This window comes from Microbacterium tenebrionis, from assembly GCF_020682665.1.
GTDB classification, from domain to species: Bacteria; Actinomycetota; Actinomycetes; order Actinomycetales; family Microbacteriaceae; genus Microbacterium; species Microbacterium tenebrionis.
In genome coordinates, this window is record NZ_JAGTTM010000001.1 from 386,398 (window position 1) to 405,402 (window position 19,005).

Here is a 19,005-nt window from a genome sequence, read left to right on the forward strand (position 1 = left end):
AAACGCTCATGAGTACCCCCGTCAAGCAGGCCGCCGACATCGTGATGAGCGGCGTGGGAAAGACCTACCCCGGAGCGCCGATCGCCGCGGTCGAGGGCGTCGACATCACCATCGCCGCCGGTGAGGTGGTCTGCATCGTCGGGGCATCCGGATGCGGAAAATCCACGCTGCTGCGAATGGTCGCCGGTTTCGAGCCGATCACCGCGGGATCGCTCACCGTCGCCGACAAGGCCGTGACCGCTCCGGGGCCGGACCGCGCAGTGGTATTCCAGGACTACGGGCTGTTCCCGTGGCTGACCGTGCGCGAGAACATCGAGTACGGGCCACGCCAGGCGCGGATGCCGAGGCCCGTGGTGAAGGAGCGCGCGAGCGCCGCGCTGGACTCCGTGGGGCTGAGCCGGGTCGCCCAATCCTTTCCCCACCAGCTCTCGGGCGGGATGCAGCAGCGCGTGGCGATCGCACGTCTGCTCGCGAACACTCCCTCGGTCATGCTGATGGATGAGCCATTCGGTGCCCTGGACGCCCTCACTCGTACCGAGATGCAGCACGAGCTCCAGCGCATCCAGCGCGAAGCCGGCATCACCGTGCTGTTCGTGACGCACAGCATCGAAGAGGCCGTCTACCTCGGCAACCGGGTGATGGTGATGGCCGGTGGCACCGCGCACGGCATCTCCGGGCATGTGCGGGAGATCGTCACGGTGGATCTGCCCGCCGAACGCGATGTCAACTCGCCCGAGTTCAACGCCATCGAGCGCCGCATCGACGCGCTCGTGCACGCAGGCAACTCGCATCGCGTCGGCGCCGCCGCATGAGCCCGATGATGCGCCCGCAGCGGTCGGCGCTCACGCGGCGCCGAGTCGTCCGCTCGCACCAGCTGCCCGAGGCAGGTGAGTTCGACAGCCGTCGGCAGCTCGGCGAGCTCCGCTCGGTCGTCGACTCCGAGGCAGGACGCACCTACCTCGCCGAGGCCTACACCGGCTGGCCGCTCGGCTGAGCCGCGGCTCCTGCGGTGGCGCGCATTCCGAGCACGACGCCGTCCAGCCACGCGCCGACCGAGGCGCGCGCCTGCGGGGTATCCGGGTAGCGGCAGCGCAGGTGCATGCCGGAACCGTTGACGATGAACCAGATCATCACTCCGTCGGTGCGGGTCACCGCGGAGACGTACTGGATGGACAGATCGTCCTGCACGGCCGGCAGCCGGCGAGTGTCCAGCCACGAGATCGCGAACATCCCCGGGGCCTCCGGCATCCCGCCGTACGGGGCGAGGATCGGCGCGAGCGGGTGCGAACCGAGCGTCAGCGCGTCGCGGACGGCCGAAGCGCACGAGACCGGGTCGTCATCGATGCACTCGATCACGGAATTGGTGATGAACCACCCCGTACTGTCGTGCCAGCGCGACTCGTTCCTGCTGTGCACGGGGAACACGGCACGCAGCGGAGCGTCGGCCATCGATCGCGTGAGCGCGGTGAGCACGGACAGTGCCAGAGCGGTCGGGCGCACGCCGTGCTCGGCGGCCCGCTCCTCGAAGTCGGCGAACTCGGCGGCATCCATGACGTCGCGCACCACGACCACTTCGTCCTTCAGCTCGTCGAGGTCGCCCAGATCGAGCGGGAAGCGCGGCATCGCCCCCGCGCCGTCGTCGAGGACGCGGTGCCACCGCGCCGTGATCTCGGCGGGCGCCGACGGCGCCTGCTCGAGCAGCGCGGAATGCTCGGCGAACGACGCAGCAGGCTCCGCGTCGAGCATCCCCTCGCTCGCCGAGAGCAGGTCGCGCGTGAGGATCAGCAGCGACCACATGTCCACGTGCGCATGATCCGATCCGATCACCGCGACCGGTCGCGGATCGTCCTCGCCGTCATCCGGCACGAGAAGGGCGAGCAGGTGCGACGGGCGCGAGAGCGGCGTGCAGTCGGCATCCAGGATCCGGCGCAGCGCATCGCGTGATCGGGTTCCCTCCGGGACGGGATGCCGTCGCCACACCGATCCGGTCACCGGTCTGCGCTCGAGCACCAGCCGGCCGGATCCGGTGCGATCGAACACCGTGTTCAGCGCGCCGTGGCGGCGCACGACCTGCATCCACGCCGCGGCGAGCGCATCGCGATCAGCGCCCCGGACGCGGAAAGCGATCGCCATCCACGACCCCGGCCGCTCCCCCGCCTCGACGTGCCGTCGCTGATCGAACGACACCGGCAGATCCTCGCCCCGCCCCTCATCCATGCGCAGGCGCAGACTGTGCAGCTCTCCCTGGGGGAGCTCCATCTGGGCGACGTTGGTGAGACGCATCGCCGTAGTCTAGGGACACTCGATTCCAGTCATGTGAACAGGAGCCGCGATGCCATCTCTGATTCTCGACGGCGCCACCATCGACTTCGACATGACGGACGGCACCGGCCCCCTCGTCGTCCAGCTGCACGGGCTGACATCGAGCAGGGAGCGCGACGCGCAGTTGGGCCTCGATCTGGCGAGGGCGCTGCCCGCGCACCGCGTCGTGCGCTACGACGCACGCGGTCATGGCCGCTCCACGGGTTCGACCGAGCCCGCCGACTACGGCTGGGACCGGCTCGCCGACGACCTGCTGCGACTGCTCGACGAGGTCGCGCCCGGAGAGCGGGTTCACGCCGTCGGCCCGTCGATGGGCACCGGAACTCTGCTGCATGCGGCAGCGCGCGAGCCGCATCGTTTCCAGAGCCTCTGCTTCGCCGTGCCGCCGACCGCGTGGAAGACCAGAGCGGCGCAGGCCGACGTCTACCGGGCGGGCGCCCTGCTCGTCGAGCGCGACGGCGTCGACGCCCTGACGCAGGCGGGCAGCACCGCACCTGTGCCGCCGGCCATCGCAGGGTCTCCCGCGACCTCTCCCCAGGTCGTACCGGAGCTGCTGCCGACCGTGCTGCGCGGGGCTGCGACCACGGATCTTCCCGCGAGAGCCGTGATCGCCGGCATCACCGTGCCGACGCTCATCCTCGCGTGGACGGGCGACCGCGCGCACCCGCTGAAGACGGCCCGCCGGCTCCACTCTCTGATCGGCGGCAGCCACCTGGCGGTCGCCCGCACCCCGCACGACGTCCTGGCGTGGCCCGGCCTGTTCGCCGAGCACGTCATGTCGGCGACGGGTCCGGCTCAGCGCTCGGTCGCATACTGAGCCGCGGCGGGTTCCCGAGCCGCGTCCGCGCTCTCGACACGAGTGCGCGCCCGGAAGCGCCACGCCGCGAGCAGCACCACCAGCACCGCGAGCACGATGGCCGTGGATGCCACGACGGGAGCAGCCGGGTCTTCTGCCCAGCGCCCCACCGCGATCCACACGAGGCCCCACGCCGTCGCGACCGCCGGCGCCCAGCGCCCGCCGCGCCACGCCGTGAACAGGGCGACGAGACCTGCGGCGATGAGCGTCAGCGTGCCGGGCACTCCGGGCGCCTCCGACCACGCCGAGATGCCGATGTCGGCCAGCCACGCCGCCAGATTCGCCGCCGCGGCCACCGTCACCCAGCCCAGATACAGCCCGATGACGCCGTCGATCAGCACGAGCTCGGCCACCGTGCGGCGCTGCGGGCTGCGGCACGCGCGCACGAAGGTCGCGAGCAGCACGCACAGCAGCAGGACGATGATCACGAACGACTCGGCGATCCGCCAGGCCAGGACGCAGACGATCCACACGGCGTTCAGCAGGGCGGATGCCGCGACGCCGTACCCGACCGCCCGGTGACGCGGCTTCGCCGCCTGTGCGGGCACGGCCTGCCAGATCGCGTACGCCAGCAGCCCCAGATAGATGACCGACCAGATCGAGAACGCGAAGCCGGCCGGGGCGAGCACCGTGGCGTCCGCCGCGAACGCTCCGCCCGCGGCATCCGCGATGCTCGTCCCTCCGACCAGCCCGGAGCCGATCACGGCCGCGACGAGCGAACCGGCCACCGTCAGGAGGACGACGGCACGACGGACACGATCAGACTTCTCCGTCTGGGTCATGCCCTCAGGGTAGAGGCGACCGCAGCGCGCGCTCAGCCGGCGGGCGGCGTGGCGCAGACGGCGAGGTTGGAGATCGTCTCGTGGTACTGCTCTGCGGTGAACGGCAGGCCGAACTCCGGAGCGGTCTGGCCCTCGGCGGCCGGCGCCTTGGACGCGATCGCCGCGAGCTCCCAGGCGAGGTACGCGGCGGGGCTGCCGCCTATCGATGACGAGTTCAGCACGACCGAGACGGTGAACCCGGTCTCCGGGTCGGAGTACGATGCGCTCACGTATCCCGGCGTCCAGCCGTGCTGGCCGATGAGCGGGCCGACGAGGAATGCACCGCCGGTGGCCTGGTACCACGATGGCGCGTCCGTGGCCGTCGGGAGCGGATTCGCGAACTGGCTCGGCTCCTTGCCCTCGCGCAGAGCCTGGGCGGCTGCAGCCTGGCTGAAGCGGCCCAGGTCGTCGATGGTGGAGACCACACCGGAATCGGTGAATCCTGTGCTCGACGAGAGCTTCGTGATGTCGACCGGCGCGGTGCAGTCGTAACCGCCCTCGATCGCAGGGAGGTAGCTGCCGGTGAGCGGGTCGTCCCCGGGGGCGGCCGCGGCACTCGACGGCAGCGACGTGTTCTCGAGCTGCAACGGTTCGGTGACGTACTTCGCGATGAGCTCGGATGCCGTCATCCCGGATGCGCGTTCCAGGGCGAGACCGAGCAGGAGATACGCCGCATCCGAGTCGCCGTACGAGACGCCCGACTCCGCGAGGTTCTTTCCCAGGCCGTACGAGGCGAGTTCGAGCGGCGCCCACACCCGCTCGGGGGTGTTCTGCCACATGCCGCTGACGGCGGCCTCGGACGACCCGATCCCGCTCGTGCCGTTGCACAGCTCGAGCAGCGTGACATCGGCGAGTCCTGCGACGCCCGAGACGTACTCCGGAACGGAGCCGTCGAGCTCGACGACGCCCTCGTCGGCGAGCGCGTACAGCACCTCGCAGGTCATCAGGCGGGTGGTGTCGCCGATGCGGAACGACATGTCCTTGGTCACCGGGGTCTGGTCCTCGACCGACTGCGTCCCGAGGCCCGTCACCCAGGTGCCGCTCCACGGCACCCAGACGCCGACGATCGCGCCGGTCGCGCCGGTCTTCTGCATCGCGTTCTCGACGGCAGCCTGCAGCTGGGCCGCCGTGTCGTCGGAGAGCTTCTGATCGACCTGCGCGGGAGGGGTGTACGAGACCGTCTCGTCAGAGGAGCATCCGGTCAGGACCAGCACGAGCGCAGCGGCGCCGGCGACGACGGCGCGCATCCGGCGCGACGAGAGAAGGTGCATGTACGGACTCCCCGATGTTCTATCCCACCGAGTCTAAGGTGCGGTGCTGAGAAGTCCCGCGCACGGCGGAGCCCTCGCGGCAGACGTACAGTGATGACCATGCCTCACATCTTCGACGCCGACGTGACAGACGCCATCCTCGGCCACATGAACGGCGACCACTCCGATGACAACCTCCTCATCGCGCGCGCCTTCGCCTCGGCATCCGACCTGCCGATCACGAATGCCGTGATGACCGATCTCGACGGCGACGGCGGCGTGTGGCAGATCACCCGCGCCGGCATCCCCGAGGAACTGCGTGTGCCGTGGCCGGGCGGATCGATCGACGAGCGCCCGGCAGTGCGCCGCGAAGTCGTCGCGCTCTACGACGCCGCCTGCGAGAAGCTCGGCATCGAGCCGCGACCCCACGCCTGAGAACTCGGCACTTCCGCCACAGGTAAGGCGACCCTTACACTGAACGCATGGCCGATATCCTCTCCTTCTCCGCCGCACTGCGCGAACGCTCCTCCGGTTCCCATTCCCGCAGCGAGCACGCCGGGTTCATGGCCGACCTGCTCAAGGGCGAAGGCTCACGTGAGGACTACATCGCGCTCGTCTCACAGCATTACTTCATCTACGAGGCGCTCGAATCCGCCGGCGAGCGGATGCGCCGCGACCCGGTGGCATCGGTCTTCCTCAGCGACAAGCTCACGCGCCTTCCCGCGCTCGAGGCCGACCTCGAGTTCCTCGTCGGCCCCGACTGGCGCGAGCGCATCGCGCCGCTGCCGACGACCGAACGGTACGTCGCACGCATCGACGGGGTCGGCGCCACCTGGGCCGGCGGCTTCGTCGCGCACCACTACACCCGCTACCTCGGCGACCTCTCGGGCGGGATCTTCATCGGCCGCGTCATGCAGCGCCGCTTCGGGTTCGAGACCAACGGCGTGGGCTTCTACCTGTTCGACGACATCGCCGACCCGAACGCGTTCAAGGACGTCTACCGCGAGCAGCTGGATGCCGCACCGTGGGACGACGCCGAGCGCGAGCGCGTCATCGACGAGGTGCTGCTGGCGTACCGGTTCAACACCGAGCTTTTCGAAGACCTCGACCGGGCACGCCTCGCGGCGTGACCCTCGCCGTTCAGGAGCCCGCGACCTCGGGAGTGGATCCCTGCCGCGCCTCCCACGCCTCGCGCATGAATCGGCGCACGTCCTGATCGACGCGGATGTCGCTGGGCCGCAGGGGCCGTGACAGGTACAGGCCGTCGAGCGATGTCAGGCGCGAGAGCGCCACGTACGTCTGCCCCGGCGCGAACGCACCGCTGCCGAGATCGATGACCGCCCTGTCGTAGGTCTTGCCCTGCGACTTGTGGATCGTCACCGCCCACGCCAGGCGCAGCGGGAACTGCATGAACTCCGCGATCACGTCGCGGCTGAGGGTCTTCGAGTTCGCGTCGTACGAGTAGCGGAACCGCTCCCAGACCGCCGGCTCGACATCCACGTCCTCGCCGTCGATCTCGACGCGCACAGATCCGCCGAGGATGCGCTTGACCGTCCCGATCGTGCCGTTCACCCAGCGCGGTGGCTCTCCGGTCATCGACACGTCGTTGCGCAGAAACATCACCTGCGCGCCGACCTTGAGCTTCAGCTCGGCATCCGCGGGGTAGTTGCCGTCCCCCCTGCCGAAGTCGCCATTGATCTCGGCACGGGCGGTCTGCTCTTTGCCGGGGAGGGCCGCCAGGTGGCGGCGGTTGATGTTGTTCACGATGTCGTTGCGGGTGGCGAGCGTGATCATGGGGATCTCGCCGGGCTCGGGGTCAGGGGGTGTCCTGGTGCCCTGCTTGTTGAGCACCTCGGCGATGTCGGCGGTGACCCGGCCGTATCGGACGGCGTTGAGCATCGCCTTGAAACCGTCGTCGGACTGCCGATGGATCTGCACGAGCTCGCGCACGTGCAGCGGCGCCCCGTGTCTGCCGAGATCGATGAGGCCGTCGGCTTCGCCCATCGTGGCACCTGCCCAGACCTTCGCATCGAAGAACCAGAACGAGCGGTAGTGGTCCTGCACGTAGCGCAGCTCGTCGCCGCGGGGCGGCACGGGGGCGAGCTGATACGGGTCGCCGAACATGACGACCTGCACGCCGCCGAACGGCTCGGCTCGGCGCCCGCGCGCCTGCCGCAGAGCGCGGTCCATGCCGTCCATGAGGTCGGCGTTGACCATCGACGCCTCGTCGATCACGAGTGTGTCGATCGCGTTCAGGATGCGACGCGTGGCGTCGTTCTGCTCGATCTCGCTCTCGGCGATGAGCCCGATCGGCAGCCGGAAGAGCGAATGGATCGTCTGTCCCTCGACGTTGAGCGCCGCCACGCCCGTCGGCGCGCAGATGGCGATCTGCTTCTGCGTGTTCCACGCGAAGTACTGCAGCAGGGTCGATTTGCCCGTCCCGGCACGGCCGGTGATGAACACGTGCTCCCTGGTGTCCTCGATGAGCCGGAAGAGCTCCTGCTGCTCGTCGGAGAGGGCGGGGAGGGACACGCCTCTCATGGTACGTCGCCGATCGCTCGGCGCTCGGCAGTGTCCCAGCCCGCGCTCCTAGACTTGGCCCATGGATCAGCCCTCGACGACGCCCCGCGCGCGCCGCCGCCTCTGGTTCGATCTGACCGCCCTCGCGGTCATCGGCGTGCTGCTGCTCGCCGCCCTCGGCGCCGGCATCGCCGTGCTGTACAAGGAGTTCTACGGCCCGTCCGCCTTCGTCACGCGCTACATCGATCTGCTCGCTACCGGCCACGCCGCCGACGCCCTGCGCATGCCCGGCGTCTCGATCGACCGCGAGACCCTCGCCGACGCGGGCATCGACGAGACGGCATCCGAGGCGTTGCTCCGCCAGGCCGCACTGGCACCGCTGACAGACGTCGCCGTCGTGTCGGAGAAGACCTCGGAACGCGGTGTCACCTCCGTGACGGTCGAATACGTCGCCGGCACCCACCCCGGCACCTCCACCTTCCAGGTCGAACAGGACGGCTGGGCAGGCATCACACCCAACTGGCGGTTCGCGCAGTCGCCGCTCGCCGCCGTCGCGCTCACCGTGCTGGGCGCCGACCGTTTCGCTGTGAACGGATTCGAGGTCGATCGGAACCAGGTCTCCGCCGCCGGTGCCGATGCCGCGGGCGAAGATCCGCTGCCGCTTCTCGTCTTCACCCCCGGGCTGTACTCGGTGACCGTCGACACGGCGATCTCGAGGGCTGCCGGTGTGAGCTTCCTCGCCGATTCGCCGCTCACCCAGACACCGGTGGAGCTGCAGACCGAGCCGACCGACAAGTTCGTCGCGGTCGTGCAGGAGCAGGTCGAGGAGTTCCTCGGCGAGTGCACGACGCAGCGGGTGCTGCAGCCGACGGCCTGCCCGTTCGGACTCGAGGTGCAGAACCGCATCGTCGCCCCGCCGGTGTGGTCGATCGCGGCGCAGCCGTCCGTGACGGTGGAGCCCTCGGGCGCGCACTGGATGATTCCGCCCACGGATGCCGTGGCGCACATCGAGGTCGACATCCAGTCGCTGTACGACGGCTCGGTCGAGCACGTCTCGGAGGACGTGCCGTTCCGGATCGACGGGTCGATCACGATCCTGCCTGACGGATCGGCGTCCATCCGCGTCGGCTACCCCGACGGCGCCTGATCAGCGGGCGGCTTCGCGCGCGTCCTTCTCGGCGAGCGCCGCGAGCTTCGCGTTGTACTCCTCGAGCTCGGCTTCCCCGGTGCGGTCGGCGTGCCGGTCACGCCGGCGCTGCACCTTGGTATCGTCGCGGCTCCACTGGATCGCCACCGTGATCGCGAGGATGAGCGTCGGGATCTCGCCCACCGACCAGGCGATGCCGCCGCCGACGTACTGGTCGAACATCGGCGTCGGGCCCCACGTGCGCCCCATCGACCCGAACCATTCGGCGACCATGAGCCCCTCCTGCATCATGATCGCCATGCCGAAGAACGCGTGCATGGCCATGACGGCGATGAGCGTGATGAGCCTGCCCGGGTACGGCAGACGGTAGGGCACCGGGTCGATGCCGACGAGGCTCATCACGAACAGGTAGCCCGAGATGAGGAAGTGGATGATCATCCACTCGTGGCCGAGGTGCTCGTACATCGACCAGCGGACGAGATCGGTGAAGTAGAACGCCCACAGCGAGCCGATGAAGATGCCGGCCGCGACGAACGGGTGTGTCACGACACGTGAGAACGGCGAGTGAACGGCCCACAGGATCCATTCCCGGCCGCCACGGGTGCCGTCGTCTCGCTTGTGGATGCTGCGCAGGGCGAGCGTGATCGGCGCCCCGGAGACCAGCAGCAGCGGTATCGCCATCGACAGGATCATGTGGCCCAGCATGTGCACGCTGAACAGGTACTCCTGGTACAGGTTGATCGGGCCGCAGGTGACCCAGACGAGCAGGAGGAGGCCCAGCATCCAAGACACGGTGCGGTGGATGGGCCAGCGGTCTCCCCGGCGGTGCAGCCGCCAGACACCTGCGAGGTAGAAGAACGCGCCGAGGATCGCCGCGAGCAGCCAGAGGATGTCGATGTCCCAGCCGGTGAACCATTTGTCGAGCGTGAACTCGGGCGGCAGCGGCGAGCGGGTGAGGATCTCGGCCGGGGTCTGCCGGACGGCGGCCGTGTCGCCGACCGGTGGAGGCGTGCGGGCGAGGGCGGCGGCGGCACCGGATGCGAGGCCCATGAGGGCGACTTCGCCGAGCACGAGCATCCAGAACCTGTTCGACGCGCGCTCGGTCTCGAGCTTCGGGATCAGCCGCGTGCGGTACCAGGCGCCGAGCAGCCCCATGGCGCTCAGCAGCACCGCCTTGGCGACGATGATGAGTCCGTACGGCGACCACAGCGCATCCCAGCTGCCGAGCCCCACGGTAGAGCGCACGACACCCGAGACGGCGACCACGAAGAACGCGGCGATCGCGAGGCTCGAGTAACGGCTGACGAGGTGCTTCTCGTCGACGCCCCCGGACAGGCGCAGGATGACGAGGAGCATGAGGCCGCCCAGCCACACGGCCGCGCCGATCGTGTGCAGCAGGATGGAGTTGACCGCCACGACGTGACCGGACAGCTCGCCGGAGTGGCCCTGCGTCGCCATCGGCAGGAGGGCTGCGAGCGCGATGATCGCGGTGAACAGCGTCGGCGTCCAGCTGCGCCACGCGAACGCCAGGATCGTGACGGCGGCGCCCATGATGGTCGTGATGAGCCACGCCTGGCCGAGGGGCAGGGCGAGGAGGAAGCGGCCCAGCTGCTCGCCGAACTGCTGCTCGAGGCTGATCTGCGGGTTGAACGCGGCGAGGAAGGTGAGGAATCCGGTCGCGGCCGATGACACGGTGAACACGGCCGCGCCGATGGATGCCGCATCCATCGCGGTGTCGAACGACTTCTCGCCCGCGCGCAGGGCGAACAGGGCGAGTACCATGGGGCCGATCATGAGGGCCGCGCCGATGTTGTTCACGGTGCGGGCGATCGGCAGGCCCCAGCGGATGGCGTCGCCGGGATCGCCGACGAGCAGAGGCGCCGCACCGCCGCCGAGGACGAGGGCGACCACGAGGGCGATCGCAGCTGTCACGGCGAGGATCAGGATGCCGGCGGCGCGGTAGGACGACGCGGGCGCGCCGCTGGCCGCAGTGGGCGTGCGCTTGCCGGAGGAACTCACCCCTCAAGCCTAAGCTCGCGCCTGTGCCCGATCGACCGGCGCGCGAATCAGAACAGGGTGTAACCGCCGTCGACCACGAGCACGGTGCCTGACATGAAGCTCGCGGCATCCGAGGCGAGGAACACGACAGAAGGGCTCACCTCGCTCGGGGTGGCGTAGCGCTGCTGAGCCGAGTCCTCGATCCAGAACCGGCGGTACTTCGGCTCGTCCACCGGCGACATGTCGGTCTTGATGTAGCCGGGGGCGACGGCGTTCACGCGCACGCCGGACGGCGCCCACTCGGCGGCGAGCGACTTGGTGAGGTGATGCACGGCCGCCTTGGAGGCGTTGTACGCGGGCTGGAACTGCGGACGGTTCACGATCTGCGCCGAGATGGAGCCGACGTTCACGATCGACCCGGAGCCACGGGCCACCATGTGCGCGCCGACGGTCTGCGACATGCGCCACAGCGCGGTGACGTTCGTGTCGATCACGTGCGACCACTCGTCGTCGGTCACCTCGAGCGCCGGGCGGTGGATACATGCGCCGGCGTTGTTGATGAGGATGTCGAGGTTCCCGCCCGCGGCCTCGATCGCCTCGGCGGCGATGCGGTCGACACTCTCGCGCTCGGTCAGGTCGCCCAGCACCACCCAGGCGCGACGGCCGACGGCCTCGATCTCTGCGGCAGTCTCACAGGCCGCCGCCTCGTCCCGGCCGTGCACGACCACGTCGGCCCCGGCCTCGGCAAGCGCGCGGGCGAACTCTCGTCCGAGGCCGCGGGTGGCACCCGTGACGAGGGCGGTCCGGTCGGTGAGGGCGAATGTGTCCATGACGCTCATGCGTCGTCTCCTTCGGTCAGGGTGATGATCGCGTCGGCCCGGTGGCGGGTCGCGCGGATGAGGATGGCATTGGGGCCGTCGACGTCGGTGGCCCAGCGCACGGCGTCGTCGTGCGGGCGGCCGAACGTCTCGTGGCGGGCGACGAGCCGGCGCATACGGAGCTCGTCCGGCACGTCGATGTACCAGACCTCGTCGAGCAGCGGACGGATGCGCTCCCACCCGTCGGCGTCGTGCAGCAGATAGTTGCCCTCCACCGCGACCAGGCGGTCGCGGGCGGAGAGGGGCAGCGCGCCGGCGACGGCGGCGTCGAGGTCGCGGTCGAACCGCGGTGCGACCACGTCCTCCCCCGCCCGGAGGCGGGCGAGCTGGGAGGCGAACCCGTCGACGTCGAACGTCGCGGGAGCGCCCTTGCGGTCACGCAGACCCAGGCGGTCGAGGTGCTCGTTCGCGAAGTGGAAGCCGTCCATCGGCAGGATCGGCTGGCCGAGGGCTTCGGCGAGCGTGGACTTGCCGGCACCGGGAGGTCCGACGATGCCCAGCAGGAAGGGCCGTCCGTCGCGGGAGAGCGTGCGCACCCTGGCTGGGGCGCCTGCGGCGGTGAGTGCGAGCATCGGGTCTTCGTCCGGTTCGGTGCGGGTGTCGGGCAGCGGTCGGGGGAACGGGCGGACGTCCGTTCCCCCGACCCGGCGTCACTTGTCGAGCAGTCCGGCTTCCTTGTACAGGTCGATGTACTCCTGCACGTTGTCCTTCGTGATCAGCGGGTTGCCGATGTCGACGTTGACCTCGTCCTCGGCACCGGTGAGCAGGTCATGCACGGCCTTGAGGTTGAGCTGCGCGAGCTCGCGGGCGTTCTGCAGCGACGTCGCCGTCATCGTGCCCGCCTCGATCAGCAGCGTGGCCTCGGGGGTGCCGTCCACGCCGAACGCGAGGATGCCGTCGAAGCCGCCCTTGCCCTTCACGGCCTCGAGGGCGCCCGACGCCATGTTGTCGTTCATCGAGATGATCGCGTCGATCTTCGAGTTGGCGAGCGACCAGTCCTCCATGAGGGTCATGGCCTCGTCCTTGTTCCAGTTCGCGATGTCCTCGGCGACGATGGTCACGTCAGGACGCTTCTCGAAGAACTCGGCCTGCCACGCGTCACGGCGAGCCGTGCTGTGGAAGTTGCCGGCGGGGCCGTTCAGCACCACGACGTTCGCGCCGTCGGGGATCTGCTCCACGGCGAGCTCGGCGACCACGGCACCCTGCTTGTACGGGTCGGCGTCGACCGAGCTGCCGCCGGTCAGACCCTCCACGCGCGGGTTGGTCGTGATGGTCACGATCCCGGCGTCGATGGCCTGCTGGATGTAGGGCAGCTGCGCGTCGGCGTTGTTCGCTTGGATGATGATCGCGTCGAACTTGTTCGCGATCGCGTTCTCGATCATCTTGTTCTCGATCTCGTCGTCGGCCTGGCCGTCGAACACCTCGAGAGTGATGTCGTCGTAGTTGCCGGCCTCCGCCTTCATCTCGTTCGCGAGCCACGCGGCGAACGAGTCGGCCTGGGCGCGGGCGATGTACGCGACGCGGTACTCGTCCTTGTCCTCCGACGCGCCTCCGCCGCCGTTCCCGGTCGGGTTTCCGGTGGTGACGGCGCAGCCGGCGAGGCTGATCGCTGCGGCGGCGGCAGCACCGAACGCGATGATCCTGCGGGTAAGACTCTTCATTGTCTTCTCCTGTTTTCTGTGGGTGGGTGAAGCGATGGTGCGGAAAGGAGGGTCAGGACTTCGCCCTGCCGCCTCCCGGATCGGATGCGGGTGAGGATGCTCCGACGGGGAAGGGATCGCCCTTCGCGTCGGACTTGAGGATGGTGGTCTTCGCCTTGCCGCGCTTGCTGAACACGTCGTAGGCGACGGCGACGACGATGATGGCGCCCATCACGATCTGCTGGATGTACGAGCCGATCCCGATGAGGTTCATGATGTTGCCGAGGATGCCGACGATCAGCGCACCGGCGAGGGTGCCCATCACGGTGCCGACACCGCCCGAGAAGCTGGTGCCACCGATGATCGGGGCCGTGATCGCCTGCAGCTCGTAGCCGACGCCCGCGTTGGGGAGTCCGGCGTTCACGCGCGACATGAAGATCACACCGGCGATGCCGACGAGGGCGCCGTTCACGAGGAACGCCTGGTACTTCACGCGCTCGACCGAGATGCCGGCGGCACGGGCCGCCTCCTCGTTGCCGCCGACGGCGTACACCGAGCGGCCGTAGCGGGTCTGGTTCATCAGGTACCAGATCACGATGGTCACGCCGATGAGCACCAGCACGGGGATCGGCAGCCAGCCGAGGTTGCCCTGGCCGACGAGCACGAAGTCGCCGAGCTGCAGGATGTTCTGCCCCTGGGTCAGCTCCAGCACGGCACCGCGGGCCATCAGCATCATGCCGAGCGTCACGATGAACGCTGGTGTCTTCAGCGTCGCCACGAGGAACGCGTTGACGAGGTTGCAGAGCATACCGATAAGGATTCCGGCGAGGATCGCGAGCAGCAGGTTGCCCGTCGACTTGTAGACCATGACCGACACCACGCCCGCGAACGCCATCACGGCACCGGCCGACAGGTCGATCATGCCGCCGATGATGAGGGTCATCGCGCCGAAAGCGAGGATCGTGATCACGGCCACCTGGCGGAGCACGTTGAAGATGTTGTCCGAGCTCAGGAAGTTCGGACTGAGGAAGCTCGCCGCGACGATCACCACCAACAGGATGATGTAGATCGAGAAGCGGTTCACCTCGAGTCTCTTCAGTGTCTGGAGCATTGTCATGCCACCTCGATTTCATTCATGGCGTAAGTGAGGATGGTTTCCTGCGAGAACTGATCGGGCGTCAGTTCCGCGGTGAGGCGTCCGGCCGACATCACGTAGATGCGGTCGCACATGCCGATGAGCTCGGGGAGCTCGGAGGAGATCATGAGGATGCCGCGGCCCTGGCGGGCAAGCTCCGTCATGATCTTGTAGATCTCGAACTTCGCTCCCACGTCGATGCCGCGTGTGGGTTCGTCGAGCAGCAGCACCTTCGGGTCGGAGATCAGCCAGCGGGCGAGCAGCACCTTCTGCTGGTTGCCGCCGCTGAGGTTCGCGATGCGCGTCTGCAGGCTGGGTGCCTTGACGTTCATCTTCTGGAAGTACTCGGCGACGAGCTGCTCCTCCTCGCGGCGCCGCGCGAAGCCGCCGCGGATCACCTTGCGGAGGCTCGCGAGCGTGGCGTTCTTCATAATGCTCAGCTGCGGCACAATCCCCACCAGACGGCGGTCCTCGGAGAGCATCGCGACGCCCGCCTTGATCGCCTGGGTGGGGTTCTTGATCTTCACGGTCTGCGTGTCAATCTCGATCTCCCCCGCGTCGAGCCTGTCGAGTCCGAACACCGCGCGGATGACCTCGCTGCGTCCGGCACCGATGAGTCCGGCCAGTCCCACGATCTCGCCGGCACGGATGTGCAGGTCGATGTCCTCGAACATGTGCGCGGCCGACAGCCCGGTGGCGCGGAACACCGTGTCGCCGATCTCCACCTGCTCCTTGGGGTACGACTGGTGGTCGAGGTCGCGGCCGACCATCTGCGCGATCACCTGGCTGGAGGTGATGTCCGCTGCGGGCTGCGAGCTGACGACCGTGCCGTCGCGCAGCACGCTGATGTCGTCGGCCAGTTCGAAGACCTCGTCCATCTTGTGCGAGATGTAGATGATCGACTTGCCCTGGGCGCGCAGGTCGCGGATCTTCGCGAAGAGCGACTCGACCTCCTTGTGCGCGATGGCCGAGGTCGGCTCGTCCATGATCAGCACGTCGGCGCTGTGGTAGACGGCGCGCAGGATCTCCAGGGTCTGGATCTCCGACACGGTGAGCGTGCCGAGGCGGCGGTTGATCGAGAAGGTGAGTCCCTCCTCGGCCAGGATGCGCCGGGCCTCGCTGCGGATGAACTTCCAGTCGACCTTGCCGAACTTCATCGGCAGCCGACCGAGGAAGAAGCTCTCCGCGATGGTCATGCCCGGCACGTAGTTGAGCTCCTGCGAGATCATCGCGATGCCACGGGCGCGGGCGTCGATCGGGTTCTTGATCCGCACCCCCTCGCCGCGCACCCGGATCACACCGGCGTCTGGCTGGTAGATGCCGTTGATGATCTTCATCAGCGTCGACTTGCCCGCACCGTTCTCGCCGCACAGGGCGTGTACGGTTCCTGGACGCACGTCGAACGACACGTCGTCGAGCGCCTTCACACCGGGGAACGACTTCGAGACGCCCTCGACGGACAGCAGGGTGTCGCTCATGATGCGGCCCTGACCGATGGCTCCTCTACCCGTCGGGTGCGCGGCAGCACGATGCGCTTGAGCGAGTCGACGGCGCCCTCGCCCGACAGCGCCTCCTCGACCTGCTCGATGCCGTACACGTGGGTGACGAGCGAGTCGAGCTCCACCTGACCGGACTCCAGCAGCGCGCGGGCGATGGGCCACGTGCCGGTGTAGCGGAAGGTGCCGGTCACGTTGAGCTCGCGCATGGCGACCTCCGGCACCGAGAGCGGGAACTCGTCGGCGCTGCCCACGAGCACGACGGTGCCGCCGGCGCGGGTGGAGCGGATGCCGTTGACGATGGCGGGCGTGGCGCCCGACGCGTCGATGAACACGTTCGCCGCCAGTTCGGTGGTCGACTCGGCGGCCGGGTCCACGACGCGCACGCCGTAGGAGGCGGCCAGTTCGCGGCGGGCCGGGTTGATGTCGGCGATCACCACGTCGACCGCGCCGAACGCCCGTGCGACCTGCGCGGCGATGATGCCGATGGGGCCGCCGCCGGCGATCAGCACGGTGTCGCCGACCTTGACGCCGCCCTTCTGCGATGCGGCGATGCCGACCGACAGCGGCTCCATGAGGGCAGCCGCGTGGTCGCTGATCGCGTCGGGGATGTCGTACGCGAAGTCGTCCTGGATGATCACGTAGTCGCAGAACGCGCCGTCGATCGGCGGGGTCGCGTAGAACTCCATCTTCGGGCAGAGGTTGTAATCGCCAGCCCGGCAGAAGTCGCAGCGGCGGCAGGGACGCTGCGGCTCGATGGCGACGCGGCGGCCGATGCGGGCCGGGTCGACGTCGGCGCCGACGGCGACGATGCGACCGCTGACCTCGTGGCCGAGGATCATCGGGCTCTCGACGATGTACGGGCCGATGCGGCCGTGCTCGTAGTAGTGCACGTCGGAACCGCAGACGCCGACGCTCGCGACCTCCACCAGCACCTCGTCGGCGGCCGGCACCGGCACCGGACGCTCCTCGAGCGTCAGGTCCTTCACCCCTCGTAGCACGCTGGCGGTCATCGTGGACGGGATCTCAGTCATGAGTGTCCTCTCTCTCCTATGAGACGGGGGTGATGCAGGGGGTTCGGTGCCGTGTTGATATTAGAACGTAAATCTAGGGACGTCAACAGAGCACCTTGCTTTCTTGATTTTCCGGGAAATCTGCGGCGCACGACGGCACCGTCTGGTTGTTGAAACGTCAAATCAACTACGCTGAGGGAATGACGAAGACGCCGGGTACGACGCCGCCGACGCTGACGAGCATCGCCCGCTCCCTCGGCCTGTCCCCTGCGACGATCTCGAACGTCTACAACCACCCGGAGCGCGTCAGCGACGACGTCAGGAACCGCGTGCTCGCGACGGCCGAAGCGGTCGGCTACGCCGGGCCGGACGCGGCCGCGCGGCGCTTCCGCCGCGGCAAGTCCGAGACCATCGGCGTGGTCTTCACCGACGAGATGCCGTTCGCGCTCGCCGACCCGGCGTCCGTCGCTCTGCTGGCCGGTCTCTCCACCACGCTGCAGGAGGCGCGACTGAACCTGCTGCTGCTGCCGGCCGGTCCCCCGCTCGACGACTCGCGGGTCTCCAACGTGATGGGGGCCGTCGTCGACGGTTTCGTCTTCTACTCTGTGCCCGAGGGCGATCCGCACCTCAGCGCTGCGCTCCGTCGACAGCTCCCGACCGTGGTCGTCGACGAGCCCCGCGACGACCACACGGCCGACTGGGTCGGACTCGACGACAGGGCGGCCGCCGCCGAGCTCGGCGCGCACCTCGCCCGCCTCGGACACCGCAAGGTGGGCGTGATCACGTCGCGGCTCGGCCGCAGCCGGTACAACGGTCCCGCAGACGAGGAGCGCTGGACGCAGGCCGTATACTCCGTGCAGCGCAACCGCATCGCCGGCCTGCGCGACGGCCTCGGGGGCGTACCGCTGGTCGTGGAGGAGCGCTTCGAGAACGCCGTCGAGTCCGGGGCCGCCGCCCTGCAGGCGCTGCGGCAGCGCCATCCGGACCTGACCGCCGTGTGCTGCTTCGGCGACGTGCTGGCCATCGGCGCGCTGGAGGCCGCGCGCCGGCAGGGCCTCAGCGTGCCGGGCGACCTGACCATCACGGGCTTCGACGACATCCCCGAGGCGGGGCGCGTCGGGCTGACCACCGTGAGCCAGCCGCTCGTCGACAAGGGCCGCATCGCCGGGGAGATGCTGCTGAGCCGCGCACTCGCCGACGCGCCGCGCCGTCGCTTCCTGCCCACGTCGCTCGAGGTCAGGGCGACCAGCGGGCCGCCCCGCGCCTGAGTTCCCGTCGCACGTCATGACGGCACCGCCGCGGCGACCAGGGCCTCGAACTCGGCGCTGGCCGCGAGGGTGAGCTCGTCCTCGAACAGCGCGCGGGCGACGGCGGGGGCGAGCGTGAGGTCGTGGGCTCCGGCCGCGGCGACCTCGGCCACCTGGTCGGCGGAACGCAGGCTGGCCGCGAGGATGCGCACGTCCGGCGCGGATCGTGCGATCTGTGCGACGAGCGCGATGCCGTCACGGCCGCTCTCGCTCGTGCGCCCCACGTAGGGGGCGATCTCCTGTGCTCCGGCCGCGGCCGCGAGCAGCGCCTGGGTCGGGTGGTACACCGCGGTCACCAGCACGTAGCGTCCCGCATCGGTCAGCTCGCGCGCCACCGTTAGGCCCGGAGCGGTCGACACGAGCTTGATGACCACGTCGTCGCCCAGGTCGGCGATGCGTGCGGCGGTCGCGCGGACCTCCTCGACGGTCTCGCCGGTGGCCTGGGCGTAGAAGCGACGCACACCGCGGTCGCGCAGCCACGCGGCGAGCGCCGGCAGGTCGGCGGCCGAGAGGCCGGACCGGTCGAGGATCGTCGGGTTGGTCGTCACGCCGGAGAAGAGTCCGGTGTCCAGGAGCGGGGCGAGCTGGTCGCGGTCGGCGCTGTCGATGTAGAGCATGGGTC

The 19,005-nt window shown here is 69.2% G+C and carries 19 protein-coding genes; 7 read left to right on the forward strand and 12 right to left on the reverse strand.

All coding sequences use genetic code 11. The features are described from left to right. Positions 1-8 precede the first annotated feature (8 nt). Positions 9-812, forward strand: a complete 804-nt coding sequence (locus tag KEC56_RS01945; protein ID WP_227529595.1) for an ABC transporter ATP-binding protein — start codon at positions 9-11, stop codon at positions 810-812. After that, complete coding sequence (locus KEC56_RS01950; RefSeq protein WP_227530144.1) at positions 809-994, forward strand: hypothetical protein; 186 nt, start codon at positions 809-811, stop codon at positions 992-994. The genes KEC56_RS01945 and KEC56_RS01950 overlap by 4 nt, the downstream gene beginning before the upstream one ends. Here KEC56_RS01950 and KEC56_RS01955 read toward each other — a convergent pair. Continuing rightward, positions 970-2,283 (reverse strand): condensation domain-containing protein, encoded by a 1,314-nt coding sequence (locus tag KEC56_RS01955; RefSeq protein WP_227529596.1) that lies wholly within the window; start codon positions 2,281-2,283, stop codon positions 970-972. The genes KEC56_RS01950 and KEC56_RS01955 overlap by 25 nt on opposite strands. A gap of 49 nt (positions 2,284-2,332) precedes the next feature. Here KEC56_RS01955 and KEC56_RS01960 point away from each other — a divergent pair, with 49 nt between their 5' ends. Next, the gene (locus KEC56_RS01960) at positions 2,333-3,139 is read left to right on the forward strand and encodes an alpha/beta fold hydrolase (protein ID WP_175987602.1); all 807 of its coding nucleotides are present in this window, start codon (positions 2,333-2,335) and stop codon (positions 3,137-3,139) included. Here the strand turns inward: KEC56_RS01960 and KEC56_RS01965 are convergent. Further along, a complete protein-coding gene (locus tag KEC56_RS01965; RefSeq protein ID WP_227529597.1) occupies positions 3,118-3,960 on the reverse strand; it encodes a TspO-related membrane protein in 843 nt (280 codons plus the stop codon). The genes KEC56_RS01960 and KEC56_RS01965 overlap by 22 nt on opposite strands. 32 nt (positions 3,961-3,992) lie before the next feature. Continuing rightward, the gene (locus KEC56_RS01970; RefSeq protein WP_227529598.1) at positions 3,993-5,270 is read right to left on the reverse strand and encodes a serine hydrolase domain-containing protein; all 1,278 of its coding nucleotides are present in this window, start codon (positions 5,268-5,270) and stop codon (positions 3,993-3,995) included. Positions 5,271-5,369: 99 nt separating this feature from the next. Between KEC56_RS01970 and KEC56_RS01975 the strand changes: the two genes are divergently transcribed. Further along, positions 5,370-5,684 (forward strand): DUF2470 domain-containing protein, encoded by a 315-nt coding sequence (locus KEC56_RS01975; protein ID WP_175987609.1) that lies wholly within the window; start codon positions 5,370-5,372, stop codon positions 5,682-5,684. A gap of 47 nt (positions 5,685-5,731) precedes the next feature. Then, positions 5,732-6,379: a biliverdin-producing heme oxygenase gene (locus KEC56_RS01980; RefSeq protein ID WP_227529599.1), complete on the forward strand. Its 648-nt coding sequence runs from the start codon at positions 5,732-5,734 to the stop codon at positions 6,377-6,379. Between the two features lie 10 nt (positions 6,380-6,389). Here the strand turns inward: KEC56_RS01980 and KEC56_RS01985 are convergent, their stop codons facing one another. Next, positions 6,390-7,781: an ATP-dependent DNA helicase gene (locus KEC56_RS01985; protein WP_227529600.1), complete on the reverse strand. Its 1,392-nt coding sequence runs from the start codon at positions 7,779-7,781 to the stop codon at positions 6,390-6,392. Positions 7,782-7,851: 70 nt separating this feature from the next. On the opposite strand from KEC56_RS01985, the gene KEC56_RS01990 reads away from it, so the two are divergent. Then, on the forward strand, positions 7,852-8,916 hold the full coding sequence (locus tag KEC56_RS01990) for a hypothetical protein (RefSeq protein WP_227529601.1): 1,065 nt from the start codon (positions 7,852-7,854) through the stop codon (positions 8,914-8,916). On the opposite strand, the gene KEC56_RS01995 is transcribed toward KEC56_RS01990, so the two are convergent. The 7 genes from KEC56_RS01995 to KEC56_RS02025 all read right to left on the reverse strand — a co-directional run bounded on the left by KEC56_RS01995 (position 8,917) and on the right by KEC56_RS02025 (position 17,097). Then, positions 8,917-10,935, reverse strand: a complete 2,019-nt coding sequence (locus KEC56_RS01995; RefSeq protein WP_372456222.1) for a bifunctional copper resistance protein CopD/cytochrome c oxidase assembly protein — start codon at positions 10,933-10,935, stop codon at positions 8,917-8,919. It abuts the gene before it with no gap. Positions 10,936-10,982: 47 nt separating this feature from the next. Then, a complete protein-coding gene (locus tag KEC56_RS02000; RefSeq protein WP_227529602.1) occupies positions 10,983-11,753 on the reverse strand; it encodes an SDR family NAD(P)-dependent oxidoreductase in 771 nt (256 codons plus the stop codon). After that, positions 11,750-12,364, reverse strand: coding sequence for a nucleoside/nucleotide kinase family protein (locus KEC56_RS02005; protein ID WP_227529603.1), 615 nt, complete (start codon positions 12,362-12,364; stop codon positions 11,750-11,752). The genes KEC56_RS02000 and KEC56_RS02005 overlap by 4 nt, the downstream gene beginning before the upstream one ends. Positions 12,365-12,442: 78 nt before the next feature. Continuing rightward, entirely contained in the window at positions 12,443-13,453 is a 1,011-nt protein-coding gene (locus tag KEC56_RS02010; RefSeq protein WP_227529604.1) for a sugar ABC transporter substrate-binding protein, read from the reverse strand. A 52-nt stretch (positions 13,454-13,505) separates the two neighbouring features. Beyond that, positions 13,506-14,543 carry an ABC transporter permease gene (locus tag KEC56_RS02015; protein ID WP_227529605.1) on the reverse strand — a complete coding sequence of 346 codons (1,038 nt, stop codon included), beginning with the start codon at positions 14,541-14,543 and terminating at the stop codon, positions 13,506-13,508. Positions 14,544-14,545: 2 nt separating this feature from the next. Then, positions 14,546-16,045 (reverse strand): sugar ABC transporter ATP-binding protein, encoded by a 1,500-nt coding sequence (locus KEC56_RS02020; protein ID WP_227529606.1) that lies wholly within the window; start codon positions 16,043-16,045, stop codon positions 14,546-14,548. Beyond that, the gene (locus KEC56_RS02025; protein ID WP_227529607.1) at positions 16,042-17,097 is read right to left on the reverse strand and encodes an NAD(P)-dependent alcohol dehydrogenase; all 1,056 of its coding nucleotides are present in this window, start codon (positions 17,095-17,097) and stop codon (positions 16,042-16,044) included. The genes KEC56_RS02020 and KEC56_RS02025 overlap by 4 nt, the downstream gene beginning before the upstream one ends. A gap of 179 nt (positions 17,098-17,276) precedes the next feature. On the opposite strand from KEC56_RS02025, the gene KEC56_RS02030 reads away from it, so the two are divergent. Continuing rightward, on the forward strand, positions 17,277-18,344 hold the full coding sequence (locus KEC56_RS02030; protein WP_227529608.1) for a LacI family DNA-binding transcriptional regulator: 1,068 nt from the start codon (positions 17,277-17,279) through the stop codon (positions 18,342-18,344). A 14-nt stretch (positions 18,345-18,358) separates the two neighbouring features. On the opposite strand, the gene KEC56_RS02035 is transcribed toward KEC56_RS02030, so the two are convergent. Next, positions 18,359-19,000: a transaldolase family protein gene (locus KEC56_RS02035; RefSeq protein ID WP_227529609.1), complete on the reverse strand. Its 642-nt coding sequence runs from the start codon at positions 18,998-19,000 to the stop codon at positions 18,359-18,361. Positions 19,001-19,005 lie beyond the last annotated feature (5 nt).

Bases quoted from the DNA above. Each gene is read 5' to 3' on its own strand.
- KEC56_RS01945 (WP_227529595.1), top strand. From the start codon at position 9: ATGAGTACCCCCGTCAAGCAGGCCGCCGACATCGTGATGAGCGGCGTG.
- KEC56_RS01950 (WP_227530144.1), top strand. From the start codon at position 809: ATGAGCCCGATGATGCGCCCGCAGCGGTCGGCGCTCACGCGGCGCCGA.
- KEC56_RS01955 (WP_227529596.1), bottom strand. From the start codon at position 2,283: ATGCGTCTCACCAACGTCGCCCAGATGGAGCTCCCCCAGGGAGAGCTG.
- KEC56_RS01960 (WP_175987602.1), top strand. From the start codon at position 2,333: ATGCCATCTCTGATTCTCGACGGCGCCACCATCGACTTCGACATGACG.
- KEC56_RS01965 (WP_227529597.1), bottom strand. From the start codon at position 3,960: ATGACCCAGACGGAGAAGTCTGATCGTGTCCGTCGTGCCGTCGTCCTC.
- KEC56_RS01970 (WP_227529598.1), bottom strand. From the start codon at position 5,270: ATGCACCTTCTCTCGTCGCGCCGGATGCGCGCCGTCGTCGCCGGCGCC.
- KEC56_RS01975 (WP_175987609.1), top strand. From the start codon at position 5,370: ATGCCTCACATCTTCGACGCCGACGTGACAGACGCCATCCTCGGCCAC.
- KEC56_RS01980 (WP_227529599.1), top strand. From the start codon at position 5,732: ATGGCCGATATCCTCTCCTTCTCCGCCGCACTGCGCGAACGCTCCTCC.
- KEC56_RS01990 (WP_227529601.1), top strand. From the start codon at position 7,852: ATGGATCAGCCCTCGACGACGCCCCGCGCGCGCCGCCGCCTCTGGTTC.
- KEC56_RS02000 (WP_227529602.1), bottom strand. From the start codon at position 11,753: ATGAGCGTCATGGACACATTCGCCCTCACCGACCGGACCGCCCTCGTC.
- KEC56_RS02005 (WP_227529603.1), bottom strand. From the start codon at position 12,364: ATGCTCGCACTCACCGCCGCAGGCGCCCCAGCCAGGGTGCGCACGCTC.
- KEC56_RS02010 (WP_227529604.1), bottom strand. From the start codon at position 13,453: ATGAAGAGTCTTACCCGCAGGATCATCGCGTTCGGTGCTGCCGCCGCC.
- KEC56_RS02015 (WP_227529605.1), bottom strand. From the start codon at position 14,543: ATGCTCCAGACACTGAAGAGACTCGAGGTGAACCGCTTCTCGATCTAC.
- KEC56_RS02020 (WP_227529606.1), bottom strand. From the start codon at position 16,045: ATGAGCGACACCCTGCTGTCCGTCGAGGGCGTCTCGAAGTCGTTCCCC.
- KEC56_RS02025 (WP_227529607.1), bottom strand. From the start codon at position 17,097: ATGACTGAGATCCCGTCCACGATGACCGCCAGCGTGCTACGAGGGGTG.
- KEC56_RS02030 (WP_227529608.1), top strand. From the start codon at position 17,277: ATGACGAAGACGCCGGGTACGACGCCGCCGACGCTGACGAGCATCGCC.
- KEC56_RS02035 (WP_227529609.1), bottom strand. From the start codon at position 19,000: ATGCTCTACATCGACAGCGCCGACCGCGACCAGCTCGCCCCGCTCCTG.